The organism is Agromyces hippuratus, assembly GCF_013410355.1.
Taxonomy (GTDB): domain Bacteria; phylum Actinomycetota; class Actinomycetes; order Actinomycetales; family Microbacteriaceae; genus Agromyces; species Agromyces hippuratus.
In genome coordinates, this window is sequence record NZ_JACCFI010000001.1 from 3,421,196 (window position 1) to 3,438,774 (window position 17,579).

At 70.9% G+C, this 17,579-nt stretch carries 13 protein-coding genes; 11 read left to right on the forward strand and 2 right to left on the reverse strand.

Going from position 1 to position 17,579, the window contains the following annotated elements:
- The first annotated feature begins 129 nt into the window (after positions 1–129).
- The 9 genes from BJY17_RS15990 to BJY17_RS16030 all read left to right on the forward strand — a co-directional run bounded on the left by BJY17_RS15990 (position 130) and on the right by BJY17_RS16030 (position 11,674).
- Complete coding sequence (locus BJY17_RS15990; RefSeq protein ID WP_179552239.1) at positions 130–1,143, forward strand: LacI family DNA-binding transcriptional regulator; 1,014 nt, start codon at positions 130–132, stop codon at positions 1,141–1,143.
- A 92-nt stretch (positions 1,144–1,235) separates the two neighbouring features.
- Positions 1,236–2,489: an ABC transporter substrate-binding protein gene (locus tag BJY17_RS15995; protein WP_179552240.1), complete on the forward strand. Its 1,254-nt coding sequence runs from the start codon at positions 1,236–1,238 to the stop codon at positions 2,487–2,489.
- 103 nt (positions 2,490–2,592) lie between these two features.
- Positions 2,593–3,492, forward strand: a complete 900-nt coding sequence (locus BJY17_RS16000; RefSeq protein WP_179552241.1) for a carbohydrate ABC transporter permease — start codon at positions 2,593–2,595, stop codon at positions 3,490–3,492.
- The gene (locus BJY17_RS16005; RefSeq protein WP_179552242.1) at positions 3,489–4,439 is read left to right on the forward strand and encodes a carbohydrate ABC transporter permease; all 951 of its coding nucleotides are present in this window, start codon (positions 3,489–3,491) and stop codon (positions 4,437–4,439) included. The genes BJY17_RS16000 and BJY17_RS16005 overlap by 4 nt, the downstream gene beginning before the upstream one ends.
- 3 nt (positions 4,440–4,442) lie before the next feature.
- On the forward strand, positions 4,443–6,365 hold the full coding sequence (locus BJY17_RS16010; protein WP_179552243.1) for a hypothetical protein: 1,923 nt from the start codon (positions 4,443–4,445) through the stop codon (positions 6,363–6,365).
- A gap of 20 nt (positions 6,366–6,385) precedes the next feature.
- On the forward strand, positions 6,386–7,174 hold the full coding sequence (locus BJY17_RS16015) for an RraA family protein (protein WP_179552244.1): 789 nt from the start codon (positions 6,386–6,388) through the stop codon (positions 7,172–7,174).
- Complete coding sequence (locus tag BJY17_RS16020; protein WP_179552245.1) at positions 7,144–8,094, forward strand: aldo/keto reductase; 951 nt, start codon at positions 7,144–7,146, stop codon at positions 8,092–8,094. The genes BJY17_RS16015 and BJY17_RS16020 overlap by 31 nt, the downstream gene beginning before the upstream one ends.
- Positions 8,091–8,963 carry an amidohydrolase family protein gene (locus BJY17_RS16025; protein ID WP_179552246.1) on the forward strand — a complete coding sequence of 291 codons (873 nt, stop codon included), beginning with the start codon at positions 8,091–8,093 and terminating at the stop codon, positions 8,961–8,963. Before BJY17_RS16020 ends, BJY17_RS16025 begins: the two co-directional genes overlap by 4 nt.
- Before the next feature lie 68 nt (positions 8,964–9,031).
- A complete protein-coding gene (locus tag BJY17_RS16030) occupies positions 9,032–11,674 on the forward strand; it encodes a right-handed parallel beta-helix repeat-containing protein (RefSeq protein ID WP_179552247.1) in 2,643 nt (880 codons plus the stop codon).
- Positions 11,675–11,696: 22 nt separating this feature from the next.
- On the opposite strand, the gene BJY17_RS16035 is transcribed toward BJY17_RS16030, so the two are convergent.
- Positions 11,697–12,407: a GntR family transcriptional regulator gene (locus BJY17_RS16035; RefSeq protein WP_322789879.1), complete on the reverse strand. Its 711-nt coding sequence runs from the start codon at positions 12,405–12,407 to the stop codon at positions 11,697–11,699.
- A gap of 190 nt (positions 12,408–12,597) precedes the next feature.
- Here BJY17_RS16035 and BJY17_RS16040 point away from each other — a divergent pair, with 190 nt between their 5' ends.
- On the forward strand, positions 12,598–13,542 hold the full coding sequence (locus BJY17_RS16040; protein WP_179552248.1) for an aldose epimerase family protein: 945 nt from the start codon (positions 12,598–12,600) through the stop codon (positions 13,540–13,542).
- On the opposite strand, the gene BJY17_RS16045 is transcribed toward BJY17_RS16040, so the two are convergent.
- On the reverse strand, positions 13,521–14,417 hold the full coding sequence (locus tag BJY17_RS16045) for an AraC family transcriptional regulator (protein ID WP_218889932.1): 897 nt from the start codon (positions 14,415–14,417) through the stop codon (positions 13,521–13,523). The two genes, BJY17_RS16040 and BJY17_RS16045, sit on opposite strands and share 22 nt — an antisense overlap.
- 47 nt (positions 14,418–14,464) lie before the next feature.
- Here BJY17_RS16045 and BJY17_RS16050 point away from each other — a divergent pair, with 47 nt between their 5' ends.
- The gene (locus tag BJY17_RS16050; RefSeq protein WP_407647826.1) at positions 14,465–17,563 is read left to right on the forward strand and encodes a DUF5107 domain-containing protein; all 3,099 of its coding nucleotides are present in this window, start codon (positions 14,465–14,467) and stop codon (positions 17,561–17,563) included.
- Positions 17,564–17,579: the final 16 nt, after the last annotated feature.

Consider the following 17,579-nt stretch of genomic DNA (forward strand, 5'->3'; position numbering starts at 1 on the left):
CTCGGTTCCAGCCGACGGTAGGCGGTCGTCGACGCGGACGACAAACGGTTGCCAAAAATTGCCAGAAGGTCGTCTAGGCTCGCCGGGACGCGTCGGCGATCGCGCCGTCGAACGACTCAGGAGGCCCGCATGGTGAACCGCAGGACCGTGACGATCCGCGACGTCGCCGAGCGCGCCGGCGTGGCCACGTCGACCGTCTCGAGGGCGCTGAGTCGACCCGGGCGGGTGAGCGAGTCCACTCGCGAGCTCGTCGAGCGAGTCGCCGCGGAGCTCGACTACCGCCCCAGCGTGCACGCCAGTGCGCTCGGATCACGGCGCACCGGTGCCATCGCGCTCGTCGTCGCCGACATCGCGAACGGGTACTACGTCGACGTCATCCGCGGCACCCAGCTCGAGCTCGGTGCAGCCGGATACCGCCTGTTCCTCGTCGACACGGAGGAGTCCGCCGATGCCGAGCGTGCCGCGATCGCCGCCCTGCGGGGCGCCACCGACGGCATCGTCATCGCGGCGTCCCGCCTGCGCGACGCCGAGCTGCGCAGCACCGCGGCCCTGCACCCGCTCGTCACGATCAACCGGAGCGCCGAGGGGGTCGCGACCGTCGTCGTCGACACGGCGGCGGCGGCGGTCCGCGCCCTCGAGCATGTCGCGTCGCTCGGGCACCGCCGCGTGGCATTCGTCGGCGGACCTGCGGAATCGTGGTCGGGTGCCCGACGGCGGCACACGACCCTGGAGGCGGGTCGTCGGCTCGGGGTCGACATCGTCGACGTCGGGCACTTCACGCCCACCCGGGCGTCGGGGGTCGCCGCGGCCGACGCCGTGCTGCTGACCGGAGCCACAGCGTGCCTCGCGTACAACGACGCCATCGCCATCGGCATGCTCGGCAGGCTGCACGAGCGCGGGGTCGCGGTACCCGGCGATCTCTCGGTCGTCGGGTGCGACGATGTGTTCGGGGCTGACTTCTGCAGCCCGCCGCTCACCACGATCCGAGTGCCGGGGGAGCGAGCCGGGCGAGCGGCGGCAGCGACCATGCTCGCGCAACTCCGTGATCCCGATGCGGAGGCCGGGGCTCCCCGCGTGCTGAGCGCCGAGTTGGTCGTGCGGCGGTCGACCGGCTCGGTGGCCGAAGCGGCTCGAACGGCCTGAAGCGAACCGGCCGGCCGAGGCAGGTTGCAAACGATTATCGATTATCGTACGATCGTGCAGCCCGCTTCGGGTCACCGGCTCTTGGAGGTTCAATGAAGATCACACGCCGTTCCATCGCGCTCACCGCGGGCTTCGCGGCCGCATCGCTCGTGCTCGCCGGCTGCTCCGCCGGCGGAACCGGCGACAGCGGCCCCGTCGAGGTCCGCATGCTCGTCAACATCACGCCGAACCTGACCGAGGACTGGTGGAACGAGCTGGTCGCGCCGTTCGAGGAGGCCAACCCCGACATCGATGTGAAGATCCAGGCGCCGGTCGCCGAGGGCGTGAAGGCGACGCTGCCGCAGTTGCTCGCCTCGGGCGACGTGCCCGACATCGTCGAGACGCTCTCGCCCACCCCGGAACTCGCTCCCGAGCTCGTCGACCTCTCGGCCTACGACTGGGCCACGGAGGGCCCGCTCGCCGAGCAGTACTCGATCGACGGCAAGGTGCTGATGGCCGGCGTCGGAATCCAGCTGCAGGGGGTCTACTTCTACAACAAGCAGGCGTTCGCCGATGCGGGCATCGAAGCGCCGCCGGCGACGACCGAGGAGTTCGACGCAGCGCTCGAGAAGCTCAAGGCGGCCGGTTGGACGCCGATCCAGACGAGCGGCGAGTGGGCGACCCAGGTGGCGTTCCAGTACGCAGGCGCCCCGACCGTGCTCTCCGAGAACCCGGACTGGTTCGCGGAGATGAGCTCGGGCGACCTCACGTTCGGCGAATCGTACGGTGACACGGTCGATCGCTACGCGGGCTGGGTCGCCGACGGGTACATCCCCGCCGACTCGGTCGGCCTGAAGTACGCCGACGGCGAGCAGCAGTTCCTCGCCGGCAAGTCGGCCATCTACCCGATGGGCAGCTGGTTCGCCGCAGCGGCGGCGAACGCCACCGACGCACCGGAGATCGGCGTGTTCCCGGCGCCGGCCGATGAAGGGGTCGCCCCCGCACAGGCCGCGAACGTCGCGAACCCGTACGTCATCATGAAGGCGTCGAAGCAGCAGGACGCCGCCGCGAAGGTCGTCGAGTTCCTGGTCACCGATCAGGACGCCGTCACCGCCCAGCTCGAAGCCGACGGAAACTTCCGCCCGGGCTACGAGTACGAGATGAGCGACCTCGCCACGGAGATGCAGGCGATCGTCGCCGACACCGAGGTCGACGCGTTCACGCCGCTCGGCGACGGCTACGGCGACCGCACCGTGCCCGCCGGCTACCAGGTGGAGCTCAACACCCAGGTGCAGGGGCTGCTGACCGGTACGACGCCCGACGCCGTCGTGAAGGCGATGGACGACTGGTTCACCGCCAACCGCTGATCCGGAGCCGTCGCCGACGGCTCGAGCAGCGTCGTCGTCCGGGACGCGGACCATCGCGTCCCGGACGGCTTCCATACACCCGCACCCGAACGAAGGGTCGAAGATGACCGACACCTCACGCGCGCTGATCACCTGGAAGCGGCGACTTCCCGGTCTCCTGATGACCGGACCCGCCGTCCTCGTGTTCGTCGCGATGTTCGTCGTCCCGATGATCCTCGCGTTCGTCCTGAGCCTGACCGACTGGAACGGGTACGGCCTCGACTTCGGCTTCGTCGGGTTCGAGAACTACTTCGACGCGTTCTCGAGCCCGCGCGCGCTCGACGCGGCGATCTTCACCGCGGTGCTCGCCGTCGTGGGCACCGTGCTCTGCAACGCACTCGGCCTCGGCCTCGCCGCGCTCATCAGCGGCTCTGGTGCCATCAACTCCGTCGCGCGGACGGTCTTCTTCTACCCGTACATCATCAGCGCGCTCGTGATCGGCTTCCTCTGGTCTGCGCTCCTTGCACCCCAGGGCGTGGTCAACAACCTCGTCGCGCAGGTCGGCATGGACCCGATCCCGTTCCTCACCGATCCGACGTTCGCCAAGTGCGCCGTGATCTTCACGGTCGTCTGGTCGCACTTCGGGTTCAACATGATCCTCTACATCGCCGGCCTGAAGTCGGTGCCGGCCGAGTACTACGAGGCCGCGACCGTCGACGGCGCCGGCCGTGCCGCGCAGTTCCGCAACATCACGTTCCCGATGCTCGCACCTGTCGTCACCGTCAATCTCGTGCTCTCGCTCGTCGGATTCCTGAAGGTCTACGACGTGGTGCTCTCGCTCACTGCGGGCGGTCCGGCCGCCTCGACGCAGACGATCGTGTTCCAGATCCTCAGCGAGTCGTTCATCAACGGCAAGCTCGGGTTCGGCGCGGCGCAGTCCGTGATCCTCCTGGTGGTCACCGCGGTGCTCGGACTCGCGGTCACCCTGTCGCGCCGCGGCGCAGAGAAGAAGGTGGCCGAATGACCACGACGGAGTCCATCACCACGACGCTCGAAGAGGGTCCCGACGAGGTCACGCTGAACACCGCGGCGATTCGGGCGAGGCCGCTCCGCAAGCGCCGGCGCTCGAAGATCAGAACGCCGCTCGCCGGCCGCATCGCCAAGTGGCTCGTGCTCGCGGTCGTCGCCGTGGTCATGCTCGTGCCCCTGTACGTGATGATCATCAGCGCGTTCAAGCCGCAGGCCGACATCCTGCAGAACCCGCTCGGCTTCTCACCCGACTCGTTCACCCTCGAGTACCTGATGAACGCGGTGACGAGCGAGAAGTTCAACGTCATCGGCGCCTACGGCATCACGCTGCTGTTCGTGCTGCTCGTCAACGTCTTCTGCATCCTGCTCTCGGCGCCGGCTGCCTACGTCATCGCGCGCGGCCGCCGCAAGTGGCACATGGCGTTGCTCCTCGTCTTCGTCTCGGGCCTCTTCATCCCCGGCCAGGTCACCCTGATCCCCGTCGTGTTCGTGCTCCGCATGCTCGGCCTGATCGGCACCATCCCGGGCTTCGTGCTCTTCGAGACCGCCCTCACGCTGCCGATCACGATCTTCCTGTTCACCGCGTACCTCCGCAGCGTCCCGCGCGACATCGACGAGGCGGCGGCCCTCGACGGCGCCGGCAAGATCCGCGCGTTCTGGTCGTGCATCTTCCCGATCATGAAGCCGGTCGTGGCGACGATCGTGGTGCTGAACTCCATCAGCGTGTGGAACGACTTCGTGAACCCGCAGGTCATCCTCGGGCCGAGCTCCGGCATCTACACGGTGACCACCGGCGTCTACGCGGCGGTCGGGCAGTACGCCACCGACTACACGACGGTGTTCCCGACACTGCTGCTGGCGGTCACGCCCGCGATCATCTTCTTCATCGTGATGCAGCGCTACATCATCGGCGGCCTCGTCGCCGGCGCGACGAAGGGCTGAGCCATGGCAGAACCGCGCATCCCGGTCTCGCCCATGCGGGAGATCCCCGCCTGGGCGGTGCTCGAACGTCGCCTGTTCGACGAGATCGACGTGGCGTGGCCGCGATTCGTCGAGCGGTACTGCGAGCCCGACGGGCGGCTGCGCTTCTCGCGCGCGTTCGAGAGCCGAGACGGCGTCGACGACTTCTACGAGCCGTTCTTCAACTGGCCGGCGTTCTACTCGCTCGGCGGCAGTGACGCCGTGCTCGAGGCGGCCAAGCACCACTGGCGCGGGGTGACCGCGCAGCTCGCCGAGGCCGGCATGCTGACGGAGGAGTTCGAGAACGGGTACGACTGGTTCCACCAGGGCGAGTCGCTCATCTTCTTCTACGCGCTCTGCGCCGCCGACCCCGACGACGCGGAGTTCCGCGAGCGGGCGGAGCGTTTCGCCGCGCTCTACCTCGATCCGGCCCGCGGCAACTACGACGCGGAGCGCAACATCATCCTGGCGCCGCACACCGGCGCGCTCGGCGCGCTCGAGGGGCTCGGGCCCGAGTGGGTGTCGTACCCCGCGAGCCAGCGCAACATGCAGCCATACGGCCTGCCGATCGAGGGGCTGCCCGGCATCGCAGAGTGGGAGGACCTCGGCGACCCGGCCAATGCCGATCTCATGGGTGACGAGATGCGGCGGCGCGCTCGAGGCGATGTGGCCGTGAACCTCGCAGCGACGAGCCTCGTCGCCAATCGATGGCTCTACGACGGAGACCGGCAGGCAGGGGAGTGGGTCGCCCGCTACGTCGACGGCTGGCTCGGCCGGGCTCGCGCGAACGGCGGGCTGGTTCCCGACAACGTGGGGCCCGACGGCGAGGTCGGCTCGCTCCAGGACGGTCGCTGGTGGGGCGGCCACTACGGGTGGAACTGGCCGCACGGCCTGCCCTCCGTCGGCATGGCGGCGCTCATCGGGGCGATCAACGCCGCATTCGTCACCGGCGACGCCGGCTACCTCGAGCTGGCACGGGTGCCGCTCGACACCGTGATCCGCAACGCGACGACCGCGACGGTCGCCGAGACGCCGATGAGCCTGCACGGCAATTGGCTGAGCCGACTCGGACCGGATGCCGCGGTGCCTGCGATGCTCGTTCCGCACCGGCACGGCCTCGACGGCTGGTTCGACTTCGGCCCGATCCCGCTCGAGCTGCCGACGTGGCTCTGGTGGTTCTCCCGCGACGCCGGCGACCTGGAGCGGCTCCGCTCGCTCATGGCCGTGCAGCCCGAATCGCCGCACGAGGTGAAGCCGTTCCGCGACAAGGCGGAGGGCGGGCACGACCTGCCGTGGCTGAGCTTCCTCGCGGGTGAGGATCCCGGGTATCCCGAGCGTGCGCTGTCGATGGCGCTCGGCCAGGTCGCGCGTCGCGCTGCCCTCGTCGAGGCCGAGCACCCCGACCCGGCAACCGTGCACATCCACTTCTGGCAGCGGGTCCAGCCGGTCGTGACCGAAGTCCTCGGCCAGTTGATCGGCGGCGTGCCCCAGGTGCTCTACAACGGCGGCCTTCCGTTCGCCGCGGTGAGCTACGTCGATGTCGATCGAGCGCGACCCGGCCTGCCGCCGGATGTCGCGGCCCTCGTCACCGCGCTCGATGGCGACGAGATCTCGCTCGAGCTCGTCAACACCTCGCTGCGCCACGTGCGCCGAGTGCAGATCCGACCGGGGCGCTTCGGCGAGCGGGACATCCGCTCGGTGCGTTCGACCAGTGAGGGAGCCACCGCGTTCCCCGGCGACCCGGTGGCGTACACCTCGGTGCCCGGCGAGGCCGTCGAGGCCGTCACCGCGATCGACGCGCCGTGGATCACCGTCGAGCTGCCGCCCGCCCATCGCGCCGATCTCGTGCTCGAACTCACCGATCCGATCCGACCGCCGCGCCACCAGCGCGCACAGACCGCACACTGACCGAACGAAGGAAACCGAAGATGACCGACCGACTGAACGCCCCGACCTCGCCGATCGAGCTCCCGATCCGAGGCGGATCCTGGCAGCGCCCGGATGCCGCCGAGATGGAGGCGATGCAGGAGATCGGCTCGGCGACGGCCTGCTCGAAGCTGCACCAGCTCGGCATCCGCCGCTCCTTCGTCGACGGCCCGCGCCCGCTGACGCCGGGCCAGAAGGTCGTCGGGTCGGCGCTGACGCTGCAGTTCATGCCGCAGCGCGAGGACCTGGCGTCGGGCCTGGCGCAGGAGTACGTCGAACGGCACACCGCGCTCTGGGCCGTCATGGAGACCGTGCAGCCGGGCGACGTGCTCGTCATCCAGGCGTACGGCAGTGCGTTCTCCGGATGCATCGGCGACATCCTCGCCCGGTACTTCCAGCGCAAGGGGGGCGCCGGCATCGTCGTCGACGGACGCATCCGCGACGCCGGCCGCATCCGCGCGCTCGGGATCCCCGTGTGGAGCACCGGTGCGACACCGCACTACGCCTCGCAGTCCGAGCTCTTCCCGTGGGCGTACGACGTGCCGGTCGCCGTCGGCGGCGCACTCTGCCTTCCCGGCGACTTCGTCGTCGCCGACGACGACGGACCCGTGATCGTGCCGCAGGCGCTGTCGCCGCAGGTGCGTTCGGCGGCGAAGGACCACCAGGACTGGGAGGTGTTCAGCCGCGAGCGACTGGACACCGGCGCCCGCTTGAGCGACTACTACCCGCTCACCCCCGACACCCGTGCGGAGTACGAGGCATGGCGCTCGGCCGCGGCATCGCAGCGCTGAGCGCACTGCACGCGTCGGGCGGGTCGTTCGACGGGGTCGGCCTCGGCTGCGCGCCGATCGGCGACCTGTTCTCGAGCGTGACCGAGGCCGACGCGGAGGCGACCGTCGGCACGGCGCTCGAGGCGGGCATCCGCTTCTTCGACACGGCGCCGCACTACGGCGCGGGCCTGAGCGAGCAGCGACTGGGCCGAGCTCTTCGGGGTGTTCCCCGCGATGGGTTCTCAGTGGCCACGAAGGTCGGCCGGCGCCTCGTCGAAGCCGACGGGCGCGAGGTCGCACCGGGCGCACTGGGTGTTCGCACCGTGCCCGACCTGAGTGCCGACGGTGTGCTGCGAAGCCTCGAATCGAGCTTCGCGCGCACCGGACTCGACCGGGTCGACGTGCTGTACCTGCACGACCCCGACGATGTCGACGCCGCACTCGCCGGAGCGCTGCCGGCCATGGCGGCGCTCCGGGACGAGGGCGTCGTGCGCGCGATCGGGGTCGGCATGAACGTGTCGGCCCCGCTCGCCCGGTTCGCCGCAGAGGCCGACATCGATGTCGTGATGGAGGCCGGGCGCTACACGCTCCTCGATCGCTCGGCCGCCGACGAGTTGTTCCCGACCGCCCTGGACCGCGACGTCACGGTGGTCGCCGCGGGCGTGTTCAACACCGGGGTGCTCGCGGATCCGGTCGACGGCGCGCCCTACGACTATCGGCCGGCCGCGCCCGAGGTGCTGCACCGGGCGCGTGAGCTGCAGTCGCGATGCCTCGCGCGCGGCCTGTCGCTGTCCGCCGCGGCCGTGCAGTTCCCGTTGCGGCATCCGGCGGTCGGCGCGGTCGTCGTCGGAGCTCGCACCCCCGCCGAGGTGCGATCGTTCGTCGCCGATGCGCAGGCGTCGGTGCCCGACGGGCTCTGGTCGGAGCTGGAGCGGCCGTGACCGGCGCGGCGGACACCCCCGCGTCCATCGTCGATGCGCACATCCACCTCTGGGATGCTGCGGCGTTCGAGCTCCCGTGGCTCGTGAACGTTCCCGCGCTGCGGGGGCGGTACTCCGCCGGCGACTACCTCGCCGCGGTGGGCGACGTGCCCGTGCGCGCCGCGGTCGTGGTGCAGGCGGCGGAGTCGGCCGCCGAGGCGGCCTGGCTCGCCGACGCGCTCGACGACGCGCGCGGGGACTCGTTCGAGGCGGCCATGGTGGTGCAGTTCTCCCCGGCGCACGGCGACTGGCTCGGCCGTGTGCAGCCGGCCGTCGATGCGCGTGGCGAGCTGCCGCAGGGCGTGCGCCTTCCGGTGCACCGGCGGGATCCCGACTGGACCGACCTCGACGGGCTGCCGGGGCTGCTGCGCGGTGCCGAGGAGCGGGGGCTGGTGGTCGAGGTGCTGTGTCGCCCCGATCAGGTGGCGGCGCTCGACGGCCTCGCAGCGCGTCATCCACGCCTCGTGTTCGTGCTCGACCACCTCGGGTTGGGCGCATCTGAACCCGATGCCGTGTGGCACTCGGCCGTGCACGGACTCCGCTCGCGGCCGAACGTCCTGGCGAAGGTGTCGGGCCTGTTCGCGCCGGGGGAGGCGGTCGCCGAGGGCGATGCTCGCGCCGCTCGTGCCGTCGGGATCGCACTCGAGGCGTTCGGGCCCGAGCGGCTCATGTTCGGCAGCGACTGGCCGATGTCGTCGAGGGCGGGCGGCTATGCGGAGGTCGTCGAGCGCACGGCGGTGGCGCTCGGCCCGTTGACCGGCTTCGAGCGCGAGGCGCTCTGGTCGGGCACCGTCCGGACGACGTACTCAGCCTTGCGCGATAATCGATAACCGCTAATCTATTCTCGATCAGTACCTCTGGTCAGCACTGCTTCGCCGAAGACGTCGAAAGGATCGCGATGATCCCTGCATCTCCCGCACTCCGAAGAACAGCTCCACTCGCCATCGCCGCCGCGCTGGTCGCGTCGGTGATCTCACCGATCTCCGCACCACCGGCGGCCTACGCCGCCGCCGACTCCGCGCTCGAGATCTTCGTCTCGCCCGAAGGTTCGAACGGGGGAGCGGGCTCCGAGGCTTCGCCCTATCGCACGCTCGAGAAGGCCAGGGCGGTGATCCGCTCGATGAAGGCCAGCCAGGGCCTGCCCGACGGCGGCGTCACCGTCACGCTCCGCGAAGGCGACTACGAGCGCGACACCTCGTTCGAACTCGCGAAGCAGGACTCCGGCGAGGAGGGCGCGCCGATCGTCTACCGCGCCTACCCCGGCGAAGACGTGCGCCTGCACGGCGGCCGGGTGCTCGACGGCGACGACTTCACTCCGGCGGGCACCGACGGCGTCGGTGCGCGTCTCAGTGACAGCGTGCGCTCATCGGTGATGCAGATCGATCTCGGCGCCGCGGGCGTCGGCGACCTCGGCGGCATCCTGCAGACCGGGTACGGCCTTCCGCCCGGCGACGAACCCGCGGAGATCTTCTTCGACGGTGCGCCGATGACCGTCGCCCGCTTCCCGAACGCGGGCTCGTTCGTCAAGACCGGCACGGTGAGCGACCCCGGCGGCAACCCGCGGCAGGTGCTCGGCGGCAACGCCACGAGCCGACCGCTCGACCCCGTCTACGACGACGGCGCCACCTTCCGCTACGCCGACGAGCGCCCGGAGACCTGGGCGAGCACCGAGGGCGCGTGGATGTACGGGTACTGGTACTGGGACTGGGCCGACGGCAACCTCCCGATCGACTCGATCGACGCGGCCACCAACCAGGTGAGCACGAAGAACGCCTCGCACTACACGGTGCGGTCGAACCAGCGGTACTACTACTACAACGTGCCCGAAGAGCTCGACGCGCCCGGGGAGTACTACCTCGACCGTGGGGCGAACGTGCTCTACTTCCTGCCGCCCGCTCCGCTCGCCGGCACGACGGTCGACCTCTCACTGCTCACCGAACCGATCGTGCAGATCGACGGGGCCTCGCACGTCACGTTCAGCGGAATCGGCTTCGAGAACAGCAGGGGCGACGGCATCCGCATCGCGTCGGGCGACCACAACCGGGTCGTCGACTCGACCCTCGCGAACCTCGGCGGGTGGGGCGCGCGCATCGAGGGCGGTGTCGACAACATCGTGCACCGCAGCGAGATCACGCGCACCGGCCATGGCGGCGTCTTCGTCGGCGGCGGTGACCGCCCCACGCTCACGAGGGCCGACAACGCGGCCACCGAGAACACCATCCACGACTTCAGCCGCCTGGCGCTCACGTACAACCCCGGCGTCATGTTGAGCGGTGTGGGCAACACGGCGGCCGACAACCACATCTTCGACGCCCCGCACCAGGCGATCGCGTTCGAGGGCAACGACCACATGATCGAGTACAACGACGTCCACGACGTCGTGCAGGACACGGCGGACTCCGGTGCGATCTACACCGTGCGCGACTGGAGCTGGACCGGCACCGTGATCAGGTACAACTACATCCACGACGTCGGCGGTGCGACTGCGCCCGGCCACGACCAGGAGGGCATCTACCTCGACGACCTCACCTCGGGCATCACGGTCGTCGGCAACGTGCTCGAGAACGTGCCGCTCGCGTTCCTCATCGGCGGCGGCCGCTCCAACACCATCGAGAACAACCTCGTGATCAACAGCTCGCGCGGTCTCTCCCTCGACGACCGCGGCACCAACTGGGCCGCCGGTCACTGCGCGCCGAACGGCGGCATGCAGAAGTCGCTCGAGAAGATGCCCTACCAGCAGGAGCTGTGGGCCGGTCGCTACCCGTGGCTCGTCGGCCTCCTCACCGACCAGCCCTGCATCCCGAAGTACAACTCGGTGCAGCGCAACGTCTTCAAGGACAGCGCGGCGCCGAGCATCGCCGGATCGGCGGCGGCGAACGGCACGATCGCCGACAACTGGGTCACGACCGACGACCTCCGCTTCGTCGACGAGACCGGCGGCGACCTCACGCTCTCACCCGACTCGCCGGTCTTCGCGAAGGTGCCGGGGTTCGAGCCGTTGCCGTTCGAGCGGATGCGCAAGTCCACGCGAGAGCCGCTCGAGCCGCTCGACCTCGGGCTGACCGGTTGGTCCGGTGCCGGGCACCCGAGCACCGAGCAGGTGCACGGCGGAACGAGCAGCCACGCCGTCGTCGCCGATCGCGAGATCCTGACGCACACCGGCGAGCTGCGCCAGGAGGGCACGGTCACCGTGTGGTTCTGGGATGACGCGTCCGACACCTCGATGCAGGTCGCGGCCAACGCCTCGACCGGCGACACGGGGTCGCTCTTCCGGGCGCTCGGCGTCGCGACGACCACGTCGACCTCGCACTACGTCTCGCGCATCGGCACCAGCTTCGTCGCGACCTCGGTGCCCCGCTCGACGGGCTGGCACCGGTTCGAGTGGGTCTACGGCGACGGCGACGCCCTCGAGCTGCGGATCGACGGCACGAGCGTGGCGACGGATGCCTCGAGTCCCGCGTTCGACCGCATCCAGCTGGGCGACTGGTGGGCCGACGGCCGCAGCGGGTCGGTCTACTTCGACGACGTGAGCATCGACTGATCCGGCCGTCGCCGCCCGTGCCTCACTCGGCGCGGGCGGCGACGATCGCCCGGTTCATCGCCGGCCCGATCGGGTGCTCGGGCTTCGTCGCGAGACCCATCGCGTGGGCCACGAACAGGTCGGATGCCGCGTCGGGATCGCCGCTCGCGAGGGCGTCGACGAGACCGCGGTGGGTCTCGGCCACGACGTGCCAGTCGCCGTCGTAGCCGGGATCGGAGAGCACGTGCATGGAGCGCAGGCTCGGTTCCACGATGTCCCACATGCGCGGCAGGTAGACGTTGCCGCTGGCCTCGATGATGGCCCGGTGGAACTCGAAGTCCGTCTCGCGGAAGGCGGCGATGTCGTTGCGGTCGGCGGACTCGTGCATCGAATCGACGAGCGCCATGAGACGGGCGCGGGTGTCGGCGTCGATGCGGCCGTGGTTGAGCCGGGCGGCCATGCCCTCGAGTGCCATGCGGGCGATGCGGGCGTCGTCGGCCTCGCGCTTGGAGAACTCGGTCACGAAGCTGCCGTGGTGGCGGATGTGGGTGACGAGGCCGTCGTGGGTCAGCCGCTTCAGGGCCTCGCGCACCGGGGCCTGGCTCACGCTGAGCCTGCGGGCGAGCTGCGATTCGACGACCTGTTCGCCGGGCTTGAGCGTGGAGTCCTTGATCATCGAGCGCACGAGGTCGTAGATGCGGTCGGAGAGCAGCCCGCGATCGAACTCGAGCGGCATTTCGGATGATTCTGACACGACCTCAGCCTATCGCTTATCGAGAATCGCTAGGCGAGATTTGCGGCTGGCCGGCCGACTCCGTGTCGGAGGCCGTCGATGCCGTGCTCGCACACAGTAACGCGAGATCGTCCAGCCGGGCCAGAGGATTCGACATGCCGTGCCGGCAGGCGGCGCCTACGCTCGAAGCCGACCCGATCGCGGAGGCGAGATGACCGTGCACGATCATGCGCAGCGGCGCGGCCCCACGATCGCACTCGTCTCGGCTGACGGCCGGGTCGCGGCAGCCGTCTCCACGCTGGCGGGAGCGCTCCGATCGCTCGTGGTCGACGGCGTGGCCGTCGTCGAGCCCACGGCCGATGCCGCGGTGCCTCCGGGTGCGGCCGGCACGCTCCTCGCTCCGTGGCCCAACCGGGTCGACGGGGCGCTCTGGGTGCACGAGGGTGCGACGCAGCGCCTCGAGGTGACGGAGCCCGGGCTCGGCCATGCCCTTCACGGGTTGCTCCTCGCGCGCGAACTCGAGGTCGTCGCCGCGACCGACTCGGGGGTCGAGCTGCGTGCGCGACTCGGAGGAGAGCGGGGATACCCATTCGCGATCGAGGTGACGGTGCGGTACGCGCTCCGCGACGACGGCGTCGACGTGACGATCACGGCCCGCAACCGGGGGAGCGGTCGAGCGCCGTTCGCTGCCGGCTCCCACCCGTACCTGCGCGTCGGCGACGTGCCCGTCGACGAGCTGTCGGTGCAGGTCGACGCCGACACCGAACTGCTGCTCGACGACCGGTACGTCCCGATCGACCGCAGACCCGTTGCCGGGACCGCGTCCGACCTGCGGTCGGGTGCGCCGGTGCCGGAGGCTCCTCGCCATGCGGCATTCGCCATGACCGGGTCGGCCCGCCCGCTCCGCCACGCGCTCGAGGCGCCCGACGGCACCCGCGTCGAACTGCACGCCGACCCCGCCTTCCGGTTCACCTGGATCTACCTCGCGGAGGCGCTCGACACCGATCAGGGGCCGCGCCGCGCGCTCGCGATCGAGCCGATGTCGGCACCGGCGAACGCGCTGCGCACCGGCGAGGGCCTGGCCTGGATCGAGCCGGGGTCGCAGTGGTCGGCGGGGTTCTCGATCCGCCTCGTTCAGGCGTCGCGCGCCCGGTAGTCGCTCGGGCTCATGCCGTGGTGGCGGCGGAAGTGCCGGGAGAAGTAGAACGCGTCGTCGTAGCCGACCTCTCGGGCGACCTCGCCGACGAGCGCGTCGGTGCCGTCGAGCAGCTGCCGGGCACGAGCCATCCGCAGTGCCGTGTGATGGGCGAGCACGCCGCCGCCCGTCGCCCGGCGGAACAGCGCGCTGAGGTGCGACGGCGACACCCCGACGAGTGCGGCCAGCTCGGGCACCTTCACGGTGCCGTCGAGGCGATCGGCGAGGAACGCCATCGCCCGCTGCAACGGGTCGCCCGTCGCCGGCAGCACGCGGTCGACGCCGATCTGGGTGAGCAGCTTCCACGCCGCGCCGGAGGCGGCAACGAGTCGCGCCGGCGACTGGTCGCGTTCGAGCCCCGACATGATCTCGTCGAGCAGTGCCACGGCGCGCTCGATCGAACGCACCGGCACGATCGGCCGGTCGACGGAGACCTCCATGAACTCGACGAGCTCCGCGACATCCGTGCCGGTGAGGTGGCACCACCAGATCGTCCATGGGTGCGCGGCATCCGTGCCGTAGGAATGCGGTGCGCCCGCCGGGATCACGAGGGCGTTGCGTGCGGTCACCCGGTGCACCGCGCCGCCGATGCGCACCCATCCGGCTCCCGCGGTGCAGAGGATGACGACGGTCTCGGGCGTGCCGCGCGGTCGTTTGATGCCGTGATCGCGCGCCTCGGGGTAGTAGCCGACGTCGGTGACGAGCAGACGCCGCGTCACCGGTCGCTTGAGCGCCTCGTGCGCAGCGGGGCGCGGCACGATGAAGAGGCGCTGGTTCGAGAAGCCTTCGGGGATCAGCACCCCACCAGTCTGCTGCAGGATCGTCGAATCGTCCATGCGGCCCAGCCCTTCGGGCATTCGGCGACGGCCGGAGCGCGGCTTGGATGGATCGTGTGAGCGATGACCGACTGATCCTTCCCGACCCGCCCGCTGCACTCGAGGAGCGCCTCGCCGACGGCGCCGCCATCGCCTGGCGCGAAGGCGTGAGCATGCGCACGTACGAGCCGGGTGAGCCCGACACCTACCCGATGTTCCTCGACCGACGGGTCTACCAGGGCTCGAGCGGCCGCGTCTACCCGATCCCGTTCATCGACAGCGTCAGCACCGAGGGCACGGCGCGCAGCTGGGACGCGATCCACCTCGAGAACCGCTGGGTCCGGCTGATGATCCTGCCCGAGCTCGGCGGGCGCATCCACGTCGGCTACGACAAGGTCGCGGGCTACGACTTCTTCTATCGCAACAACGTCATCAAGCCGGCCCTCGTCGGGCTCGCCGGCCCGTGGATCTCGGGCGGCGTGGAGTTCAACTGGCCGCAGCACCACCGCCCGGCCACGTTCCTGCCCGTCGAGACCGCCATCGAGACCGATGACGACGGCACCGTCACGGTGTGGTGCTCCGACCACGACCCGTTCACCCGCATGAAGGGCATGCACGGCGTGCGCCTGCGCCCCGACTCCTCGGTCATCGAACTCGTGGGGCGCGTGCACAACCGCACCGACGAGCCGCAGACGTTCCACTGGTGGGCCAATGTCGCGGCCCGCGTGCACGACGACTACCAGGCGTTCTTCCCGACCGACGTGACGTACGTGGCCGACCACGCCCGCCGCGCGATCACGGCGTTCCCCGAAGCCGACCGGCACTACTACGGCGTCGACTACCCGTCGCGCGCGGCGACCGGCGGCGACCGGCTCGACTTCTTCCGCAACATCCACGTGCCGACCTCGTACATGGTCACCGACACCGACGACGACTTCTTCGGCGGCTACGACCACCGCGTCGGCGCCGGGTTCGTGCACGTCGCCGACCGGCACGTCGCACCGGGCAAGAAGCTCTGGACCTGGGGCGATGCCGAGTTCGGGCGCGCCTGGGACCGCCAGCTCACCGACGACGACGGGCCGTACATCGAGCTCATGGCCGGCGTCTACACCGACAACCAGCCCGACTTCGCGTGGCTCGAACCCGGTGAGACCAAGAGCTTCACGCAGTACTGGTACCCGATCCAGGGCACGGGCACCGTGCAGCAGGCGACGACGGATGCCGTGGTGCACCTCGCCGTGGAGGGCGGCGTCGCCGAGCTCGCGGTCGGCGTCACGGCCGTGCGGCCGCAGACGCGCGTCACCGTCACGGTGCAGGGCGGGCTCGTGTTCGAGGAGCTCGTCGACCTGGCGCCGGGCACGCCCTTCACCGCGAGCGTCACCACCGGCGAAGCGGCGCCCGACGAGGTCGAGGTGCACGTCGAGCAGGCCGGAACGGTGCTCGTGAGCTGGCGGCCGCGGCCCGAGACGCCGGGCGAGCTGCCGTGGACGGCCGCCGAGCCGCTCCGTCCCGGTGAGATCGAGAGCGCCGACGAGCTGTACTTCACCGGCGTGCACCTCGAGCAGTTCCGGCACCCGTCCCGTTCGCCGCTGCCGTACTGGCGCGAGGCGCTGCGCCGCGACCCGGGCGACTCGCGCTGCAACCTGGCGCTCGCCCGCGACGCCTACCGGCGCGGCGACTACGCCGTCGCGGAGACGCACGCACGCCGGGCGCTCGAGCGCATCACGGTGCGCAACGCCAACCCGCGCGACGGCGAGACCTCCTACCTGCTGGGGCTCGTGCTGGCCCGCACCGGCCGCACGGCCGAGGCCTACGACGCGCTCGCGAAGGCGGCCTGGGACGCCCGCTGGTCTGCTGCCGCCGCCGTGCAGCTCGGCCGCATCGACGCGCGGGCCGGCCGGTGGCGGCAGGCACTCGAGCGAGCGGATGCCGCGCTGGCCGCGCGTCCCGACGACTCACGGGCGCGCTCGCTGCAGGTGGTCGCGCTGCGCGCGCTCGATCGCCGGGACGACGCGGAGCGGGCGCTCGCGTCGTGGCTCGCCGACGATCCGCTCGACCAGGTCGCGCTGACCCTCTCGGGCCGCCCGGGTACGACCGACCCGCGCACGACGCTCGACGTCGCCCTCGAGCTGCGCGCCGCCGGAGACCGCGCCGGCGCGCTCGTCGTGCTCGAGCGGGCCGCCGAAGCTCCTGCCACGGCGGCCGGCAACCCGCGGCCGCTCGCCCACTACCATCGGGCTGCGCTGCTCGCCGAGCAGGGCCTCGAGGCAGCGGCGCGGGTTGCACGCGAGGCCGCCCGCGCGGCGGATGCCACGCGGTGCTTCCCGTCCGGTCTCGACGATCACGACGTGCTGCGTGCCGCGCTCGACGCCGACCCGCGCGACACACGAGCCGCCGCACTGCTCGCCCTGCTCCTCGTCGACCGGGCTCGCGAGGCGGAGGCGCTCGAGCTGTGGACGGACGCGATCGCCGCAGGGCTGGAGGACGCCGTCGCCTTCCGTACCGCCGCGATCGCGGCGGTCAACCTCACGGGCGACGTCGAGCAGGCGCTCGACTGGTACGACCGCGCGCTCGCGCTGGACCCGGGTGCGCGACTGCTGTACGAGCGCGACCAGCTGCTCGCACGCATGGGCGCCTCGGCCGAGGAGCGTCTCACGCCGCTCGACGGGCGACGCGACGACGTGCTGCGGCGCGACGACCTCACGGTGAGCTACTGCCGTCTGCTGGCCCGCACCGGCCGTGCCCTCGAAGCGCTCGAGATCATGCGCACTCGGCAGTTCGCGCCGTGGGAGGGCGGCGAGGGGCAGACGATCGCCGCATGGGAGGAGCTCGCGCTGGCACTGAGCGATGCCGCGCGCGATGGCGGCGATCTCGAGGAGGCCGCGTCGTTCGCGCGCCGGGCGATCGAGCTGCCGACGACGCTCGGCGAGGTGCGCCATCCGCTCACCGACACCCGGGAGCTGCACGAACGGCTCGCCGTGCTCCTCGACGAGCTGGGTCGTGCCGACGACGCGGCCGGGGTGCGCGCGAGCGCCGTGGTGAGCGAGGTGGCGCCGGTCGCGGCATCGCTCGACGATGACGAGGTGGACTTCTTCGCGACCTCGCTGCCCGACCTGCTGCTGTTCGCACGTGCGCCGAAGGGCGACGACGGCGAGGGAATCGGATGATGCGCTGAACGCGGTC

Excerpts from the sequence above, each read along its gene's own strand:
- BJY17_RS15990 (WP_179552239.1), top strand. The coding sequence starts at position 130 with ATGGTGAACCGCAGGACCGTGACGATCCGCGACGTCGCCGAGCGCGCC.
- BJY17_RS15995 (WP_179552240.1), top strand. The coding sequence starts at position 1,236 with ATGAAGATCACACGCCGTTCCATCGCGCTCACCGCGGGCTTCGCGGCC.
- BJY17_RS16000 (WP_179552241.1), top strand. The coding sequence starts at position 2,593 with ATGACCGACACCTCACGCGCGCTGATCACCTGGAAGCGGCGACTTCCC.
- BJY17_RS16005 (WP_179552242.1), top strand. The coding sequence starts at position 3,489 with ATGACCACGACGGAGTCCATCACCACGACGCTCGAAGAGGGTCCCGAC.
- BJY17_RS16010 (WP_179552243.1), top strand. The coding sequence starts at position 4,443 with ATGGCAGAACCGCGCATCCCGGTCTCGCCCATGCGGGAGATCCCCGCC.
- BJY17_RS16015 (WP_179552244.1), top strand. The coding sequence starts at position 6,386 with ATGACCGACCGACTGAACGCCCCGACCTCGCCGATCGAGCTCCCGATC.
- BJY17_RS16020 (WP_179552245.1), top strand. The coding sequence starts at position 7,144 with ATGGCGCTCGGCCGCGGCATCGCAGCGCTGAGCGCACTGCACGCGTCG.
- BJY17_RS16030 (WP_179552247.1), top strand. The coding sequence starts at position 9,032 with ATGATCCCTGCATCTCCCGCACTCCGAAGAACAGCTCCACTCGCCATC.
- BJY17_RS16040 (WP_179552248.1), top strand. The coding sequence starts at position 12,598 with ATGACCGTGCACGATCATGCGCAGCGGCGCGGCCCCACGATCGCACTC.
- BJY17_RS16045 (WP_218889932.1), bottom strand. The coding sequence starts at position 14,417 with ATGGACGATTCGACGATCCTGCAGCAGACTGGTGGGGTGCTGATCCCC.
- BJY17_RS16050 (WP_407647826.1), top strand. The coding sequence starts at position 14,465 with ATGGATCGTGTGAGCGATGACCGACTGATCCTTCCCGACCCGCCCGCT.